This is a genomic window from Corynebacterium sp. HMSC06D04, assembly GCF_001807315.1.
GTDB classification, from domain to species: Bacteria; Actinomycetota; Actinomycetes; order Mycobacteriales; family Mycobacteriaceae; genus Corynebacterium; species Corynebacterium simulans.
In genome coordinates, this window is record NZ_KV788554.1 from 1 (window position 1) to 15089 (window position 15089).

The following is a 15089-nucleotide window of genomic DNA, read 5'->3' on the forward strand; positions in this document are numbered from 1 at the left end:
CCGCAACACCCCTACCAACAAGCCGCTCTCAGCAGCTGGAGGTCTTGTGATCGCAGGGGTATTTGCGGCGTCAATTATTCACTCAAGCCACACCGGTTTTCCAATAGTGCTCCTGTTTGTACACCGATTTTCCCGTTTCCCTTAGGAATGCTCAATCCCTGCGTTTTTGAATGGCGTTTAGATCGCTTTATTCGTTGTTCAGCTAGTCGAGACGTTTTCCGTGAGTAGTCCCATTTTGAGCCGGTGGGTAATTGCGTCTATTTGTTTGCATAGCTGTGCAATTGGTGCTTGTCCGTCTCGTGAATGTGCAGGTAGAGACAGTTTCACTGATAGCGGCGCGCCGCCGGACTGATTTATTGCCCGTGGGCGACGGTGTCGGTGACTGTTCCAATTCGCCGTCCTTAGTCTCGGCTTAAAGCACAGTGTCGAAACGCTTCTTATGGATGGATCGCATGAAAGTAGACATTTCGCCGTCGATTTCTCTATTGCGATTGCAGCCGTGGACCGGTTGGTCCTTGGGTAGTGGCGACGAGTGGGGTACGGAGTTGCTATGGGGCTTACGGTGCCGGTGTAGTTTCGGGGAATCGCAACCTCACCGAGGTAAGTCGCCCTTTCAAGTTTTGTCGTTTCGTTTGCGTCGCGGCGGCTCCGACTTCATCGTCTGCGGAGCGTTGAGTCTTAGTCGTTCGGGGTGACCTTATGCTGCGGGCTATAACTCTAAGTCTGCGGCTTGTACGTGGTTGCTGTAACGGGTCGTGCCTGTTTGGTGGTTTGCTCGCGCCAGGGTTATTGCTTTCTGGTCGGGTCCAGGGCACGATAGCTTGAGCATGAATGCTCTAATGCGCGCTGCATTTTAATGTGGGCGAGGCACGGCTTTTGAAAGTTTGGAATGCGGGTCGGCTGTTTTTATTTCTTTTCGGTTTAGTGGGTTGGGTAAAAGATGAGTTTGTAGACGCTCGTAATTTTCCTGGTGAAAAGTTCGATGGGATCGACGTACGAATTACAACATTTATGGGTGAAGGAAATTATGGGCGACTAGTGGCAAGTTTGAGGAGAACTCGCGAGGTTTGCCAGAAAGTGGATCGGTGAATGCGATGTGCGTTGCGGTGAGATGCATTGGGACGCGCATGTCCTCCGCGTCGGCGGGATAGATGACGGGGTACACGGGGTCGCCGAGAATGGGTACGCCGGCTTGCCACATGTGGAGCCTTAGCTGATGGGTCTTACCCGTCTTCGGCTTGAGCGTGTAGCGGGCGAGCGGGGGTTGCTTGCCATGAATATTTTCGTAACCGGTGTTGTCCACAGCGGTCACGTCGGCGAGGATGGTGATCGCGTTTACGGGGCCGTCCACAATGCGCCCTTGGATTTCGCCAGGGGTCTTTTCGATGCGTGACTCCCACACGGTGCCCGCCGCGACGTCGGAAAGCGGGGCGATAGCCTCGTAAGTCTTTTGCACACGCCTTTCCGCAAATAGTGTCTGGTAGGCGCCGCGTACGTCCTTCGTCTTTGTAAATACCAAGATTCCGGAAGTAAGTCGGTCGAGGCGATGCGCGGGTGTGAGTTCGTCGATTCCGGTCTTGCGGCGCATCTGAACAGTGGCCGTCTGGACGATGTGCTTTGCGCGCGGCATCGTTGCCATAAATGGCGGCTTGTCTACTACGAGCAGGTGCTCGTCCTCATAGATGATCGGGATGTCATAGGGCACCGGTGTTTCGGGCGCCGGCATGCGGTAGAAGAACACGTCAGTGTCGGTGCTGAGCAGTGTATCCGAGCGCAGGACCGTTTGGTCGCGCAGAACCACCTCATTGTTGTCGAAGCGCGCCTGGAGCGCCGCGGCGTCGTCAAGCGGACTGCGATGGCGCTGTGCTGTAATCACTTCTTCCAAAAATGCCCAGGCTGTAATTGGGCCGGCCGGTACGCGCACCCTGGTCGGATTCAGACCATCTTTAATTGGCAATGGGCTGAACCCCTTGCGCATATGCACTAGTCTGTTTCCCATGGATTTTGACTCTCTTCTCGCACCGGTAATTGAATTCTTCTCTAACGGCATTGGCGCCGTAATCGCACAGATTGCGGAGTTCTTGTACTCCGTATTTTTCCCAGCTAATGCAGGCGCTGCAACTACTGCGGAGATTGGTTAGTACGTACTAGACTGAGGGTATAACCAGCTGAAAGGAAAACATCATGGCCAAGGAAGACATTGTTGTTGTTGCCGTAGACGGTTCGGAAGCCTCCAAGAACGCTGTTCGTTGGGCTGCTAACACCGCAACCAAGCGCGGCATTCCGCTGCGCATTGCCTCCAGCTACACCATGCCGCAATTCCTGTACGCAGAGGGCATGGTCCCTCCGAAGGAACTCTTCGATGATCTGCAGGCAGAAACTCTGGAGAAGATCGAAGAAGGCCGCGCCATCGCTCATGAGGTTTCGCCGGATCTGAAGATCGGCCACACGGTGGCTGAAGGCTCCCCGATTGACATGCTGCTGGAAATGTCCAAGGACGTCACGATGATTGTCATGGGCTCCCGCGGTATGGGTGGTCTCTCCGGCATGGTGATGGGTTCCGTTTCCGCTTCCGTGGTTTCCCACGCTGCCTGCCCGGTTGTTGTGGTTCGTGATAACAACAACGTCACCGAGCTGAACAAGTACGGTCCGGTTGTTGTTGGTGTCGATGGTTCTGAGGTTTCCCAGAAGGCTACCGCTTATGCCTTCAAGGAAGCAGATGCCCGTGGCGCCGAGCTCATCGCGGTTCACACTTGGATGGACATGCAGGTTCAGGCTTCCCTCGCTGGCCTCTCCGCCGCACAGGCTGAGTGGGCAGACGTGGAGAAGGAGCAGGCAGAGCTGCTCAGCGAGCGCATTGCTTCCCTTCAAGAGGAGTACTCAGGCGTTCAGGTCAAGAAGGTTATTGCTCGTGACCGTCCGGTCCGCGCACTTACCGACGCCGCTGATGGCGCCCAGCTGCTCGTCGTTGGCTCCCACGGCCGCGGCGGATTCAAGGGCATGCTTCTTGGCTCCACCTCCCGCGCACTCTTGCAGTCGGCACCATGCCCGATGATGGTTGTGCGTCCGGACTCCGGAGAATAGAGCGCTAGTTTCTGGGGGTTCCCTGGCAATTAACTAACGATTCATCAACGCTTCGAGGGACGACCTGCGGAAACGCAGATCGTCCCTTTTGTGTTTATATTTTTTGCTGGCACCATAGTGCTTGTAGCTGAAAGAACTAATAAAAGGAGATAGCTATGGGCATGGGCCTAGGATTTTTCGGATCGATCATCGTCGGCATTATCGCTGGCTGGTTGGCAGAGAAGATTATGAAGCGTGATCACGGCCTTCTGACCAACCTGATCGTCGGTGTACTTGGCGGCCTCTTGGGCGCAGGCATTATGTCCTTTGTTGGTTTTGACTCCCCGAATCGATGGATCATGATGATCGTCGTCGCCACCTTGGGCGCTTGTTTGCTTCTGTGGATTGTCGGCCTGGTTACCAAGAAGTCTCCCAAGTAAACAGGATTAATTAGCGTACATACCGGTTTGTCTATATTGTATAGATGAACCGGTTTTGTCGTTTTAGGAGAGGATATGCCAGAAAAGAAATCGCGCAGGAACCGTCCGAGTCCGCGCAGCCGACTCCTTGAGTCCGCAACCAATCTTTTCACCACCGAGGGCATTCGCGTCATCGGTATTGACCGCATTCTCCGCGAGGCGGATGTGGCCAAGGCATCCCTTTATTCCCTCTTTGGCTCTAAAGACGCCCTCGTCATTGCATATGTGGAGTCGCTTGATGAAAAGTATCGGGCCGATTGGGAAGCCCGTACCGCAAACATGACCGATCCGCACCAGAAGGTGCTGGCCTTCTTCGATAAAGCAATCGAGGAACAGCCAGGAATCGAATTCCGCGGCTCCCACTTCTTAAACGCGGCGGGCGAATATCCACGCCCTGAAACCGATGCTGAACGCGGCATCGTGGCAGCCTGCGTAGAGCACCGCACCTGGGTGCACAACACCATGACTGCGCTGCTTACCGCAAAGAACGGCTATCCTTCTGCCACGCAGGCAAGCCAGCTGCTCATCTTCCTGGACGGCGGCATGGCAGGCGCGCGCCTTACCCGTGAGCTTTCACCGCTGAAGACCGCGCGCGAACTGGCTATTCAGCTTCTTTCTGCGCCTCCTGCTGACTATTCGATCTAAGCTGCTTGCGAGCCTGCGCTACGATGCGCATGTTTTCCTTGCGCTTCGCCTTAGCCTGTTCCTTTGCCTCCTTGCCGGAACGGGCTTTCTTTTTGCGCTTTTCTTCCTTGGAACGCCAGCGGCCGATGGTCTCACGGCGGAAGGCATGGACTTCCTCTGGTAGCGGGTAACGGCGGCGCAGGATTAGCTCATAAACCACTGTCTGGATGAGCGTGTAAAGATACGTCCAGCCCCAGTAGTAAATGATTGCCACCGGGATAGGTGCGTTCATTGCGGTGTTCCACAGCAGCCACGGCACCAAGAAGATGAGCAGGACCGTAAACCAGAGCATGCGGCGGTTGAACTTCTTATCAAACTGCGTGGTCAGATAAGAGCGGTAAAGCGTGATGACCATGTTCAGAACGGTGAACAAAAGCGCTAGCACCAAGATGGGAATCACAAGATCCTTGTGCTCACGGGCGAAATCCGTAATCGGTACTCCGTTGAGCAAGGTGGTGCGGAATGCCGCGACGTCTGCGGGATTTAAAAGGCCCACATGGTCGCTGTTGCCCTCGCGGGAGGCGCGCAAAACCACCTGGTAGAGGCCCAAGAACATCGGCATGATGATGAAGATGGGCAGGCAGCCTACCGCCGGGTTGAATTTGAATCGCTCACGCAGTTCCTTTTGCGCGGTGAGGATCTCCATCGCCTCTTCCACCGTGGTTGCCTCTTTGAGGCGGGCATTGAGAGCGACCTGCTCTGGGCGCATGAGCGCGCCAATGCGCCCCGACTTCACCGAAAGCCAATTCAGCGGTGCGATAAAGCTGCGGATTGTGATCACAAGGAAGACGATTGCCACCAACCACGCCAGCGAGCTATCGAGGAATTGGGCGAAAAGTATGTGCCACAACTTCATGATTCCGGAGACCGGGTACATGAATATTTCGAGCATGTTAATCCTTCACGAGGCGCGGATAGGGCTTTCTGTACTGTACAGCGATTAAGTTTAAATTATGAGCAAAAATAGAGTGAGCACCGTCATCGGTGAGCTATTGCTGACCAGTGGCGTCATCTTGCTTCTCTTTGCCTTCTATGAGGCCTACTGGACCAACCTTGAGTCTGACCGTCTGCAGGAAAAGGCGAGCGAAAACTTGGAAACTCAGTGGCATAACCCCCGCGGAAAACTCCACCCCAAGCTGGGTGAGGCCTTTGCCCGGATGTATATTCCGACGTTCGGCTCGGATTTCCAATTCGCCATCATTGAAGGCACGCAGGAAGAGGATCTACTGCGCGGTCCAGGTCGCTACACCGATAGTCAGATGCCGGGGGAACTCGGAAACTTCGCCGTCGCCGGCCACCGCGTGGGCAAGGGTGCCCCATTTAATGACTTGGCTAATCTTGAGACCTGCGATGCCATCGTGGTCGAAACCCAGTCGGAGTGGATAACCTACCGCGTGTTGCCAATCGACGGCGCGCCAGCTGATTGCTTTAGCCCTGAACAGAAGGCTAAGCCTGAGTACCAAGGTCTGAGCGGTCGGCATATCACGCTGCCTGGCGATGTCGGGGTTATCGCCCCTGTCCCGGGCTGGGATACCCCGGTCGAGCAGGCGTCGGAAGCCTTGCTCACCCTAACCACCTGCCACCCGCAGTTTTCGAATGCGGAGCGCATGATTGTCCATGCCATGGAAGTCGCACATGAACCGAAGGTAGAGGGCAAGACCCCTGCCGTACTGGAGGAGAGCTAGATGTATCGCGCACTATGGAATCTTTTGCCAGGGCCTACCGCCGTCAAAGTGGTGTTGGTGCTCGCGATTGCGGTTGGCGTATTTTTTCTCCTGATGGAGGTTATTTTCCCGTGGGTTTCGACGATAATGCCGTATAACGACGTGGCGGTTTAAAGGCCCAAGTTCTTAATCGCCTCTTGGGCGATGAGCTCAGCCTTCAAGGTTTGGAGCTGATTCGACCACACCAGCACGGCCTTGTTGTCCTTTTGCACGGCGTATACGGAATACGCTTCGTCGAAGACGCCGCGGCCGCCGGACCAGCCTGCGAACTCGGCTAGTTCCGTGGAATCGACCGGGGCGGCCCAATCCACCACGGCACGGGCCTGTTCAACGTCCGGCATCTCGCGGACTACGACCGTGGCCTGCGGGTCTTCCGGATAGGACCAGAAGATGCACGCGGGGGTGCTAAAGCGCTTGTCGACGGCCGTGCGGGTCATCCTCTGCCCATTCGTATCAGCTACCCACTGGGTATCGAGATAGGGGCAGGCTTCTTCGGCATTCGGCTCGGCGGTGGCATCGACGGGCAGGCCGTCTCCTGGAGCCGCGGAAGACGGCGCGGCGTCGTGAGGCGCGGGTGCGGAGTCGGTGGATGCGGTCTCCTGGGAGCTGCAGGCGCCGAGGGCGAGCGTGACGGCCAGAAGGCCGGACAGTAGGCTTTTGCGCATGATGTCCACAATAGACCAGCGTTCCTCAGAGACTGAGGCTTTGCGCAATGGCATTCATATCCTTACCGCGACCTTGCTCGTGGTGGCCATCTTCAGCACGGTGCGCCTGCCGTTGTGGCAGGCCGTGATTAACCTGTTGCTGCTGACGGCGTTTGCGGCAATTTACTTCGCAGGCTCGGTCTTTTTGGAGCAATGGCCAAAGGGCGTGCGATACCTATGGCTGGTGATTCTATCCGTCGTGTGGATGGCAGACATGTTCGTCGCTCCCGTTGCGATTTACCTGGTCTTCGCGCTGTTCTTTTTGTATCTCTACGTACTGGACCTGTACGTGGGCATAGTCTGCGTCATTGCGGCGACGGCGATTTCGGTGATCATGCAGATCCCGGGTGGGTTGACCTTCGGCGGTGTCATGGGACCTGCGGTCTCTGCGCTAGTGACGGTGGCTATCTACTACGCATTCCGAGCCTTGTCCCTGATGAATCGCGAGCTCATCGAGACGCGTTCGCAGCTGGCGGAATCGGAACGTGAAAGCGGCATGATCGCAGAGCGCCAGCGCATCGCGCACGAGATTCATGACACCCTGGCTCAGGGGCTTTCCTCCATCCAGATGCTGCTGCATGCGGCAGATCGGGACTTGGGGAAGGAAGACATCAAGCGAGCCCAGGAGCGCATCGAACTCGCGCGGCGAACTGCGGCCGATAACCTGCACGAAGCCCGCGCCATGATTGCGGCGCTCCAACCACCCGCGCTGGCGGAGGCTTCACTGGAGGCGGCGCTTAACCGCATGGCTGAGAACTTCGCGGCCACTAGCGGCGTGAACGTCGAGGTGGAGGCAGAAGGTGAAGAAGTTAAGCTGCCGATGAAGGTAGAGGCGGCGCTTTTGCGTATCGCGCAGGGCGCGGTGGGCAACGTCGTCAAGCATGCGGGTGCCACCCGCGCGCGCATCACCGTGACTTATGCCCCGGACGAGGTGCGTGTCGACGTCGTGGATAACGGGCATGGCTTTGACGTAGCGGAGGTGCAGGACCAGCCCGCGGGCCTGGGGCATATTGGGCTCAGCGCTATGAGCCGGCGCGCGGAGGAGCTCGGCGGTGAGGTCGTGGTGGAGTCAACACCAGGTTCCGGTACTGCGGTGTCAGTTAGTATGCCCTTGGGCGGCACGGTAGATTAAACTTTTGGATGATTGTCTCGACCACTTTAGGAGGAAGCGCGCGTGATTAGGGTCTTGTTGGCCGATGACCACGAGATCGTTCGCCTCGGGCTGCGATCCGTACTCGAAGGCGCTGAAGACATCGAGGTTGTAGGCGAGGTGGCAACTGCGGAGGCCGCGGTGTCCGCGGCACAGGCCGGCGGAATCGATGTCATCTTGATGGACTTGCGCTTCGGCGCCGGTGTGGAAGGCACGCGCGTGATGGGCGGTGCTGAGGCAACCGCAGCTATTCGCTCCTCCATGGCGCATCCGCCGAAGGTTCTCGTAGTGACTAACTATGACACCGACGCCGATATTCTCGGCGCCATTGAGGCTGGCGCAGTGGGCTACCTGCTCAAGGACGCTCCGCCGAACGAGCTGCTCGCTGCCGTGCATTCCGCCGCAGATGGTGACTCGGCGCTTTCGCCGATCGTGGCAGATCGTTTGATGACCCGCGTGCGCACTCCGCGCACCTCGTTGACCCCGCGAGAGCTAGAGGTACTCAAGCTGGTGGCTGCCGGCGCTTCCAACCGTGAGATCGGCCAAGACCTCATGCTGTCTGAGGCAACCGTGAAGTCCCACCTGGTGCACATCTACGACAAGCTGGGCGTGCGCTCGCGTACCTCCGCTGTGGCGGCTGCTCGCGAGCAGGGCGTGTTGTAGAGCCTTCTCGGCCTTACTGCCCACAGGGGGAAACGGGATATTACTGGTCGACCTTATGCGGACAGACGCTGCTGGATTTCAGCGGTGATGTTGTCAATCTCCGCGTTGATGGTCTTGTGCACGCGGCGGCGCTGCTGGTCGGTCATGTACTCAGCGTTATCGATGGAAGAATCAACCTCGTTGAGGCGCTCCTTTACGTCACGCTTGAAGCCGGCCGGGAGATCAGAATCCTTGAGGGTGTTGCGGATGCCTGCGGTGCGAGCCTTTAAGGAAGCACCGTGGCCGGAGAATGCCGCCATCTGATCGGTGGTCAGGCCGGCTTTCTTAGCGCGGTTGGCCTCAAGCTGGCCCTGTGCCGCAACGATGCCACGGTAAACGAGCGGCAGCAGCAGTGGGGCAGCGGTGCGCAGAGCGCCGGCGTAACGCTTGACATTGTCCTTGTTAAGGCGGCCGTGCTTGAGCTTATCGAGCTCGAGCTGTGCCATCTTCTTTTCGTGCTTGCGGCGCTTCTTAAGGCCCTTCTCCTCGGACTTGATAAGCGCCTTTTCCTGCTTGGCCAGGATCTTCTGCTGGCGCTTCTGGGCCTTGGATGCTTCCTTAACCTCTGCCTTGACGCGGGTCTTAGCGGCCTTGACCTCGGCGCGTGCTTCGCGGCGAGCCTTCCTAATCTTCTTCACGATGCTCATAAATTTTTCCTTTACTTAATTGTCTGGGTTCAACTTTACCTTGCTGTTCTATTAAGCTCACCCGTTGTGAAGGATGTGCTTGGTGCTGCGGACCTCGTGGGGTGCCGCTATAGGCTGGTGCAGCGGCGTGCCCATCCGGAGATCCAACCAACTGAGGCCTCCAAGGCCCGGGCCGAAAGGCACGTGGCCGCCGTAGAAGCCGCGATGGCGAACCTGCCGGTCAAGGCTCCCGGCCGCTTCCGGCGCATCGACTTGGAAGGTGATGAGTGGGAGCGTTCTATGGCCACGCTAGAAGCGTTGGCTTATGGATACACGCATATTACGGGAGCCATTTTCGCCACCGGCGAATGGAAGGTAGAAATAGACCTTCTGCTGCGTGAGGGGGAGGCCTATACGCCGATCATCGTCTCGAATCACCGCGTAGCGCGCCGTAACGAAAATGCGCGCACTCTGGCGGTGCCCACCCACAGGGTAGGCCTTAGTGAACCACTAGAGGTGCCTTATAAGCTGCGGCATCATTCCGTCGACGGCTATCGTCTGGCATTTGCCGCGCGTGCGCTGGAGGACCTTGATCTAAATTCGGGCCGGGGCGGAGCGATTGGCCAGGATCGCTCGCGGGTATTTTTCACCGACACCGCACGTTTCGACGTCGCGAGTGCGTTGGCGGAGCCTTTGCCCACGGGTCCACGCCGCGTCAAAGAGTGCGCAACCTGCCGTTTCTGGAAGCTGTGCGAGCCTGAGCTGCGCGCCCGCGACGACATTTCACTGTTCCTGCCGGGCGATCGCGCCAAGGCCTACCGTGAAAAGGGCATTGAGACGGTGCAAGCGCTTATCGACGCCCAGTTGGGCGAGCCCTCCCAGCTCGCCAAGGCCTGGCGCGTGGGCGAGCCACTTTTGCGCCGCGATGAAACTGCACAGAGCGCTCAGCCCGGACTCACCGTGCCACGTGCCGACGTCGAAGTCGATGTGGACATGGAGGCCTACCTGGACCAGGGCGCTTATCTCTGGGGTGCTTGGTATGAGGGTGAGTACCACGCCTTCGTGACCTGGGAACCGCTCGGCGGGCGCGCTGAGGCCGCTAACTTCGCGGAGTTCTGGGAGTGGCTGATGGGCTTGCGTGCCCAGGCGCATGCTGCGGGCAAGACCTTCGCGGCCTATTGCTATTCCGCGCACGGTGAGAACCACTGGATGCGCATGTCCGCCAAGCGTTTTGGCGCCCCACAGCTCGAAGAGGTCGAAGAGTTCATCGCCTCACCCGAGTGGGTTGACATGTTTGTCCACGTCAAGCGCAACTTTATGGGCCCCTATGGGCTCGGCCTTAAGACCGTGGCTCCCGTTGCCGGTTTTCAATGGCCCGAAGACTTCGACGGCGAGGAATCCGTCAACGCCCGCCGCGAAGCATTGGCAGGGGATATGGAAGTTCGCCAGCAAATCCTTGACTATAATTCTGGCGACGTGCAGGCCACCCGTGCCGTGCGCGACTTTATGAGTGCTGGCGCGCCGGGCGTGCCTGCGCTTTCTAGCATCTAGCCTTTGGGGCTTTATCTAATCTCTCTAGCATCCTCCGATCCTGGATACGCCGGAACCGCCGCTGTAAGCGACGAGTCTGCGTATTAGAACAGCAGCAGTGGTGCCAGGATGGCAGCGCCTATGCCCACTTGGTGCCACGGAATGGTGGTCTCCGGGGCAGGGCCCTCGGCTTTCTTCTGCAGCACTGCTTTCTGGGCTTTCACCGCGCGTACGATGAGCACCGGGTAAACCGCGAGGGAGCCGATGCACAAGAGGGCGGCGCACAGGGTGACCCAGACTGTCGTCGAGGACATCCAGATCGCCACGCCGCCGTTGATGAAAGTGGCGCGCAGCAGGCCTAAGCGGTTGAGTTCCTGCAGGCCCGAACGGGTGGCTGCCGGGCCGCCGCCCATGGTGATGGGAAGCAGGTAGCTCATCACGCCAAAGAGGAGCTGTGCGGCAAAGCCCACCACCAGTCCAAGCGTGGGAATGCCGGGCTCAGGGCTAAAGAAGTGTTGCACCGTGTAGTAGGTCAGCGCGCCTACCAGCCAGAAAGCGGAGCACAGAACGGAGATCGAAGGGTAGTTCACCCGCCCGCGCGGATCCTTAGCCACATTGAGCACGTTGGTGACCCATCCCTCAAGGCTTAAGACCCAACCCACGCAGTAGACCGCGAGCCCGAACTCCGGGTGGTTAACAATGGTGCCGACCAAGGTGATGACAACGCCGAGCGCCAACAAAAGGAAGCTTGGGCGCATACGCTTGTTGACGCCCTTGGTGCGCCAGATGGACGGGAACAAGATTGTCAGCGAGCCGGCCGCGGCCAAGCCCACGAAGCCGGCGACGTTGGCCGTGACGTGGGCGATGAGCAGCTGTGGGTGGGCAGGATGCACCGAAAGCAGCGCGCCCAAAGCAGCGCCCACCGCGAGGAAGAAGGCGGAGGCGACGTAGGCGGCAATGACGGGGCGGAAGCGTTTGCCCTTGCTTCCACGCCACTGGCCGGACAAGGAAACGCCATGCCAGGCAATCATCGCAGCAACTATCGTGGCGCCGACCTGGGTGAGTATCCAGTGCTGTGACCACGCATGCAGAAGCAATTGACCGATAAGCACCAGCACAATGCCCGCGTTGAGCACGTAGATGCGGGTGAGCTGGGCGGGCCGGGCGGAATCCGGCAGGCGGGTTTGCACAAACTTCTCAGAAAGGTGCTGGGACCACACCACGATGGAGTTGCTCAGAATGCCCAGCGTGAAGATGTGAATGAGCACCCAGCGCGCGTTCGGGATAAAAGTGTGGATAGCGCCTGCAACGATGAAGACCATCATCCAGATTGTCACGGGACGCGAGGCCCGGCGATGCCACGTGCGCGCTGACCATTTATCCATAAAACACGAGTTTATTCGTTTTTTCTCAAGGTCAAAGTCAGGCCTGTCAGTACCAGCGCCGCGCCGCCGTAACAGGCGATGAAGCCGGCCCAGGGCAGGGCGTCGAAAAGCAGGCCTGCCACCGCGCCCAGGACGGAAGAACCAAAGTAATAACAAAAGACGTACATGCTGGAGGCCTCCGCACGGTCATGGGTGGCCAGGTGGCCCACCCAGCCGGAAGCCGTGGAGTGCGCGGCAAAGAAACCGACCGTCAGCGCCACGATGCCCAGCAGAACTAGCGGAAGGGGGCCGGCGCAGGCAAAGATACCGAGCGCGAAAAGGAGGCAGGAAGAAAACAGTGTCTTTCCATGGCCGATCTGCTGTACCAGCCGGCCTGCGCGAGCCGAGGCCCACGTGCCGCTCAAGTAGAAGAGGAACACCGAACCCGCCAGCGCTGGCGCCAGGCCAAAGTGCTGGATGAGCCGGAATCCTAAGAAGTTGTACATCGAGACAAAGGTGCCCATCGCCAGAAATGCCACGAGGTATAGCTCCACCAGTTTGCGGTTGAGCAGATGGCCAAAGATGGCGCGTAGCTCGTTGCCAAAGCGCAGTTCCTTAGGGGTGAAGTTGCGCTGTGCAGGCAGCAACAAGATGCAAACGAGGGCGAAAAACAACGAGACGCAGGCTGAGCCGAACAACGCCCATCGCCAAGAGCTGAACTCCACGATGCTGGTGGGCACGAGACGGCCGGTTAGCCCGCCGATGGAGGTGCCGGCGATGTAGAGGCCCATCGCGCGGGCGAGATCGGTGGCAGAAAGCTCCTCAGATAGCCAGGCCATAGCCGTGGCTGGGGCGCCGGCAATCACCGCGCCCTGCAGGCCCCGCAAAGTAATGAGCAGTGCGGCGTTTGGGGCTAGCGGTACGACTAAGCCCAGCAACGTCGCGCCCACCGCCGAGACGATGAGCAGGCGGCCGCGTCCGAATCGCTCCGAAAGGATGGAAGCGGGAATCACGCATAGTGCCAGCGCGCCAGTGGCCGCTGACACCGTCAGGGCGGCCTGCGTGGAGCTGAGCCCCATCTGTTCCACCAGCGTGGGCAGTAGGGCTTGGGTGGTGTAGAGACAGGAAAAGATCGCCAGCCCCACGAAGAGCATTGCGAGCATGGCGCGCCGGGTTCTAGTCATATAAATAGCATGCGTGGCGGCAATGCATGTGTAAAATGTCTGAAAGTTAGAAACTTAATGCAGACGGCGCATATAGAAAAGTGGGTGCGGGAATGAACCTGGATGACGTTCGTGGCGTCGTCGCCGTTGCGGAGCTCGGGCAGGTGGGCGCCGCGGCCGATGAGCTAGGCATTTCCCAGTCTGCGCTCACCCGCCGAGTGCAACGCATGGAGCGCGCGCTGGGGGCAAGTCTTTTCAACCGCGTGGGGCGCAGGCTGGTGCTCAATACCCGCGGTGAGGCATTCGTAGTGCACGCACGGAAGATGCTCGCCGCCGAGCGCGCCGGGCGGGATATGGTGGCCCGGCTCATGGACCCGGAACGCGGCACGGTTCGCTTAGATTTCATGCATTCGCTGGGCACCTGGATGGTCCCTGACCTGGTCAAGGCTTATCGCGCACAGCATCCGAACGTGGATATTCGTCTGCATCAAGGCGCCGCGCAAGAGCTGGTTGGCCGCGTGCTCGCGGGCGAGTCTGACCTAGCGCTGGTGGGCCCGCGGCCTACTTTGCCCGAAGCGGCGGAGCCGGCAACTAGCGCACAGGTAGGTTGGCATCAGATCGAGAGGCAGCGGCTGGGGCTCGCCGTGCCCGAGGGGCACTGGGCCGCAGGCCGCGCGGAGGTAGGAATCGCCGAGTTCCGCGAGGAACCCTTCATCGGCATGCTTCCCGGGTATGGCACGCGCATGCTTCTCGACGCCCTGGCAGACAGTGCAGGCTTTAGCCCACGGTTGGTCTTTGAGTCGATGGAGCTAACCACTGTAGCAGGACTCGTTGCCGCCGGCCTGGGTAGCGCGCTTCTGCCCCTCGACGACCCCTACCTGCAGGTGGGGAACCTCGTTCCGCTGCAGCCGCCCGCCTACCGCGAGCTTGGCCTCGTCTGGCGGCAAGGAGATGAGGCTCCGCCGGTCGCGCAGTTCCGCGACTTCATCGTGGAAGGGGCCTGGGCTAAAGGCAGGGGCTAACAAGGGCTCGAGAAGTAGGTGAAAACAAAAAGAAAGCCGGCCTTCCTGCCAATCAAAGGCGGGTAAAGGCCGGCTCTAAGAGCGTGAATTAACGCTTACTTGGAAGCTGCAGCGAAGCGCTCAGCAACGTCATCCCAGTTGAATACGTTCCAGACTGCCTTGACGTAGTCAGCCTTCACGTTCTTGTACTGGAGGTAGAAAGCGTGCTCCCACATATCCAGCATGAGCAGCGGGGTGAAGTTGATGGAGGTGTTGCCCTGCTGATCGGTCAGCTGCTGAACGAGCAGGCGGCCAGCGATGTGGTCGTAACCAAGCACTGCCCAGCCGGAGCCCTGCAGGCCAAGAGCCGCAGCGTTGAAGGCCTTCTGGAAAGCCTCGAAGGAACCGAAGTCACGGTTGATAGCCTCTGCCAGCTCGCCGGTTGGCTCGCCGCCACCGTTAGGGCCAAGGTTCTTCCAGAAGATGGAGTGGTTGGTGTGGCCACCCAGGTTGAAAGCAAGGTTCTTGTACAGAGCGCGCAGGCGGTCAGCGTTGCCCTCACCCTTGATCTCAGCGTCGATAGCCTCGAGAGCAGCGTTTGCGCCAGCAACGTAGTTAGCGTGGTGCTTGGTGTGGTGCAGCTCCATGATCTCTGCGGAGATGTGTGGCTCGAGTGCGTCGTATGCGTAGTCGAGTTCTGGAAGTTCGTAGACAGCCATTGTTAATTCCTTTCTTTGGGTACGGTGCCCAATGATAGGAGCGCTGAAAGTATTCCGCCACAATTTTTCCACCCTGCGCTACACTCGTCCGCATCGAAGAGCAGGCCTTGGCCCTAAACGGTGGCCAAACGGCCCGAAGAAAATTCGTGAAAACCATCAAATAACCATCAAATTCAAAGT

The 15089-nt window shown here is 58.8% G+C and carries 17 protein-coding genes; 10 read left to right on the top strand and 7 right to left on the bottom strand.

Annotation, left to right across the window (positions count from 1 at the left end; all coding sequences use genetic code 11):
* Positions 1 to 1009: 1009 nt before the first annotated feature.
* A complete protein-coding gene (locus tag HMPREF3155_RS08620) occupies positions 1010 to 2050 on the bottom strand; it encodes a pseudouridine synthase (RefSeq protein WP_082778664.1) in 1041 nt (346 codons plus the stop codon).
* Here HMPREF3155_RS08620 and HMPREF3155_RS13060 point away from each other — a divergent pair.
* The 4 genes from HMPREF3155_RS13060 to HMPREF3155_RS08635 all read left to right on the top strand — a co-directional run bounded on the left by HMPREF3155_RS13060 (position 1998) and on the right by HMPREF3155_RS08635 (position 4187).
* The gene (locus HMPREF3155_RS13060; RefSeq protein ID WP_162839578.1) at positions 1998 to 2141 is read left to right on the top strand and encodes a hypothetical protein; all 144 of its coding nucleotides are present in this window, start codon (positions 1998 to 2000) and stop codon (positions 2139 to 2141) included. The two genes, HMPREF3155_RS08620 and HMPREF3155_RS13060, sit on opposite strands and share 53 nt — an antisense overlap.
* Positions 2142 to 2184: 43 nt before the next feature.
* Positions 2185 to 3084 carry a universal stress protein gene (locus tag HMPREF3155_RS08625; RefSeq protein ID WP_061925137.1) on the top strand — a complete coding sequence of 300 codons (900 nt, stop codon included), beginning with the start codon at positions 2185 to 2187 and terminating at the stop codon, positions 3082 to 3084.
* Between the two features lie 155 nt (positions 3085 to 3239).
* Positions 3240 to 3503: a GlsB/YeaQ/YmgE family stress response membrane protein gene (locus tag HMPREF3155_RS08630; protein WP_061925134.1), complete on the top strand. Its 264-nt coding sequence runs from the start codon at positions 3240 to 3242 to the stop codon at positions 3501 to 3503.
* Positions 3504 to 3578: 75 nt separating this feature from the next.
* Complete coding sequence (locus HMPREF3155_RS08635; protein ID WP_070433098.1) at positions 3579 to 4187, top strand: TetR/AcrR family transcriptional regulator; 609 nt, start codon at positions 3579 to 3581, stop codon at positions 4185 to 4187.
* On the opposite strand, the gene yidC is transcribed toward HMPREF3155_RS08635, so the two are convergent.
* Positions 4144 to 5118: a membrane protein insertase YidC gene (yidC, locus tag HMPREF3155_RS08640; RefSeq protein ID WP_070433099.1), complete on the bottom strand. Its 975-nt coding sequence runs from the start codon at positions 5116 to 5118 to the stop codon at positions 4144 to 4146. The genes HMPREF3155_RS08635 and yidC overlap by 44 nt on opposite strands.
* Before the next feature lie 61 nt (positions 5119 to 5179).
* On the opposite strand from yidC, the gene HMPREF3155_RS08645 reads away from it, so the two are divergent.
* Together HMPREF3155_RS08645 and HMPREF3155_RS13065 are read left to right on the top strand one after the other, a co-directional pair.
* Positions 5180 to 5911, top strand: coding sequence for a class E sortase (locus HMPREF3155_RS08645; RefSeq protein ID WP_061925125.1), 732 nt, complete (start codon positions 5180 to 5182; stop codon positions 5909 to 5911).
* On the top strand, positions 5912 to 6064 hold the full coding sequence (locus tag HMPREF3155_RS13065; protein WP_162839577.1) for a hypothetical protein: 153 nt from the start codon (positions 5912 to 5914) through the stop codon (positions 6062 to 6064).
* Here the strand turns inward: HMPREF3155_RS13065 and HMPREF3155_RS08650 are convergent.
* Positions 6061 to 6615, bottom strand: a complete 555-nt coding sequence (locus HMPREF3155_RS08650; RefSeq protein WP_061925122.1) for a DUF2020 domain-containing protein — start codon at positions 6613 to 6615, stop codon at positions 6061 to 6063. The two genes, HMPREF3155_RS13065 and HMPREF3155_RS08650, sit on opposite strands and share 4 nt — an antisense overlap.
* On the opposite strand from HMPREF3155_RS08650, the gene HMPREF3155_RS08655 reads away from it, so the two are divergent.
* A complete protein-coding gene (locus HMPREF3155_RS08655) occupies positions 6614 to 7786 on the top strand; it encodes a sensor histidine kinase (protein WP_070433100.1) in 1173 nt (390 codons plus the stop codon). The genes HMPREF3155_RS08650 and HMPREF3155_RS08655 overlap by 2 nt on opposite strands.
* Before the next feature lie 42 nt (positions 7787 to 7828).
* Positions 7829 to 8467, top strand: a complete 639-nt coding sequence (locus HMPREF3155_RS08660; RefSeq protein ID WP_061925116.1) for a LuxR C-terminal-related transcriptional regulator — start codon at positions 7829 to 7831, stop codon at positions 8465 to 8467.
* Between the two features lie 53 nt (positions 8468 to 8520).
* Here HMPREF3155_RS08660 and HMPREF3155_RS08665 read toward each other — a convergent pair whose 3' ends face one another.
* A complete protein-coding gene (locus tag HMPREF3155_RS08665) occupies positions 8521 to 9153 on the bottom strand; it encodes a DUF6474 family protein (RefSeq protein WP_070433101.1) in 633 nt (210 codons plus the stop codon).
* Positions 9154 to 9219: 66 nt separating this feature from the next.
* Here HMPREF3155_RS08665 and HMPREF3155_RS08670 point away from each other — a divergent pair, with 66 nt between their 5' ends.
* Complete coding sequence (locus tag HMPREF3155_RS08670; protein WP_083281292.1) at positions 9220 to 10683, top strand: TM0106 family RecB-like putative nuclease; 1464 nt, start codon at positions 9220 to 9222, stop codon at positions 10681 to 10683.
* A gap of 83 nt (positions 10684 to 10766) precedes the next feature.
* Here the strand turns inward: HMPREF3155_RS08670 and HMPREF3155_RS08675 are convergent, their stop codons facing one another.
* Together HMPREF3155_RS08675 and HMPREF3155_RS08680 are read right to left on the bottom strand one after the other, a co-directional pair.
* Complete coding sequence (locus HMPREF3155_RS08675) at positions 10767 to 12047, bottom strand: copper oxidase (RefSeq protein WP_246815567.1); 1281 nt, start codon at positions 12045 to 12047, stop codon at positions 10767 to 10769.
* Positions 12048 to 12058: 11 nt separating this feature from the next.
* Positions 12059 to 13210: an MFS transporter gene (locus tag HMPREF3155_RS08680; RefSeq protein WP_070433103.1), complete on the bottom strand. Its 1152-nt coding sequence runs from the start codon at positions 13208 to 13210 to the stop codon at positions 12059 to 12061.
* 92 nt (positions 13211 to 13302) lie between these two features.
* Here HMPREF3155_RS08680 and HMPREF3155_RS08685 point away from each other — a divergent pair, with 92 nt between their 5' ends.
* Complete coding sequence (locus HMPREF3155_RS08685) at positions 13303 to 14211, top strand: LysR family transcriptional regulator (RefSeq protein ID WP_070433104.1); 909 nt, start codon at positions 13303 to 13305, stop codon at positions 14209 to 14211.
* Positions 14212 to 14306: 95 nt separating this feature from the next.
* On the opposite strand, the gene HMPREF3155_RS08690 is transcribed toward HMPREF3155_RS08685, so the two are convergent.
* On the bottom strand, positions 14307 to 14909 hold the full coding sequence (locus HMPREF3155_RS08690; protein ID WP_061925107.1) for a superoxide dismutase: 603 nt from the start codon (positions 14907 to 14909) through the stop codon (positions 14307 to 14309).
* Positions 14910 to 15089: the final 180 nt, after the last annotated feature.

Excerpts from the sequence above, each read along its gene's own strand:
- HMPREF3155_RS13060 (WP_162839578.1), top strand. The coding sequence starts at position 1,998 with ATGGATTTTGACTCTCTTCTCGCACCGGTAATTGAATTCTTCTCTAAC.
- HMPREF3155_RS08620 (WP_082778664.1), bottom strand. The coding sequence starts at position 2,050 with ATGCCGTTAGAGAAGAATTCAATTACCGGTGCGAGAAGAGAGTCAAAA.
- HMPREF3155_RS08625 (WP_061925137.1), top strand. The coding sequence starts at position 2,185 with ATGGCCAAGGAAGACATTGTTGTTGTTGCCGTAGACGGTTCGGAAGCC.
- HMPREF3155_RS08630 (WP_061925134.1), top strand. The coding sequence starts at position 3,240 with ATGGGCATGGGCCTAGGATTTTTCGGATCGATCATCGTCGGCATTATC.
- HMPREF3155_RS08635 (WP_070433098.1), top strand. The coding sequence starts at position 3,579 with ATGCCAGAAAAGAAATCGCGCAGGAACCGTCCGAGTCCGCGCAGCCGA.
- yidC (WP_070433099.1), bottom strand. The coding sequence starts at position 5,118 with ATGCTCGAAATATTCATGTACCCGGTCTCCGGAATCATGAAGTTGTGG.
- HMPREF3155_RS08645 (WP_061925125.1), top strand. The coding sequence starts at position 5,180 with ATGAGCAAAAATAGAGTGAGCACCGTCATCGGTGAGCTATTGCTGACC.
- HMPREF3155_RS13065 (WP_162839577.1), top strand. The coding sequence starts at position 5,912 with ATGTATCGCGCACTATGGAATCTTTTGCCAGGGCCTACCGCCGTCAAA.
- HMPREF3155_RS08655 (WP_070433100.1), top strand. The coding sequence starts at position 6,614 with ATGATGTCCACAATAGACCAGCGTTCCTCAGAGACTGAGGCTTTGCGC.
- HMPREF3155_RS08650 (WP_061925122.1), bottom strand. The coding sequence starts at position 6,615 with ATGCGCAAAAGCCTACTGTCCGGCCTTCTGGCCGTCACGCTCGCCCTC.
- HMPREF3155_RS08665 (WP_070433101.1), bottom strand. The coding sequence starts at position 9,153 with ATGAGCATCGTGAAGAAGATTAGGAAGGCTCGCCGCGAAGCACGCGCC.
- HMPREF3155_RS08675 (WP_246815567.1), bottom strand. The coding sequence starts at position 12,047 with ATGGATAAATGGTCAGCGCGCACGTGGCATCGCCGGGCCTCGCGTCCC.
- HMPREF3155_RS08680 (WP_070433103.1), bottom strand. The coding sequence starts at position 13,210 with ATGACTAGAACCCGGCGCGCCATGCTCGCAATGCTCTTCGTGGGGCTG.
- HMPREF3155_RS08685 (WP_070433104.1), top strand. The coding sequence starts at position 13,303 with ATGAACCTGGATGACGTTCGTGGCGTCGTCGCCGTTGCGGAGCTCGGG.
- HMPREF3155_RS08690 (WP_061925107.1), bottom strand. The coding sequence starts at position 14,909 with ATGGCTGTCTACGAACTTCCAGAACTCGACTACGCATACGACGCACTC.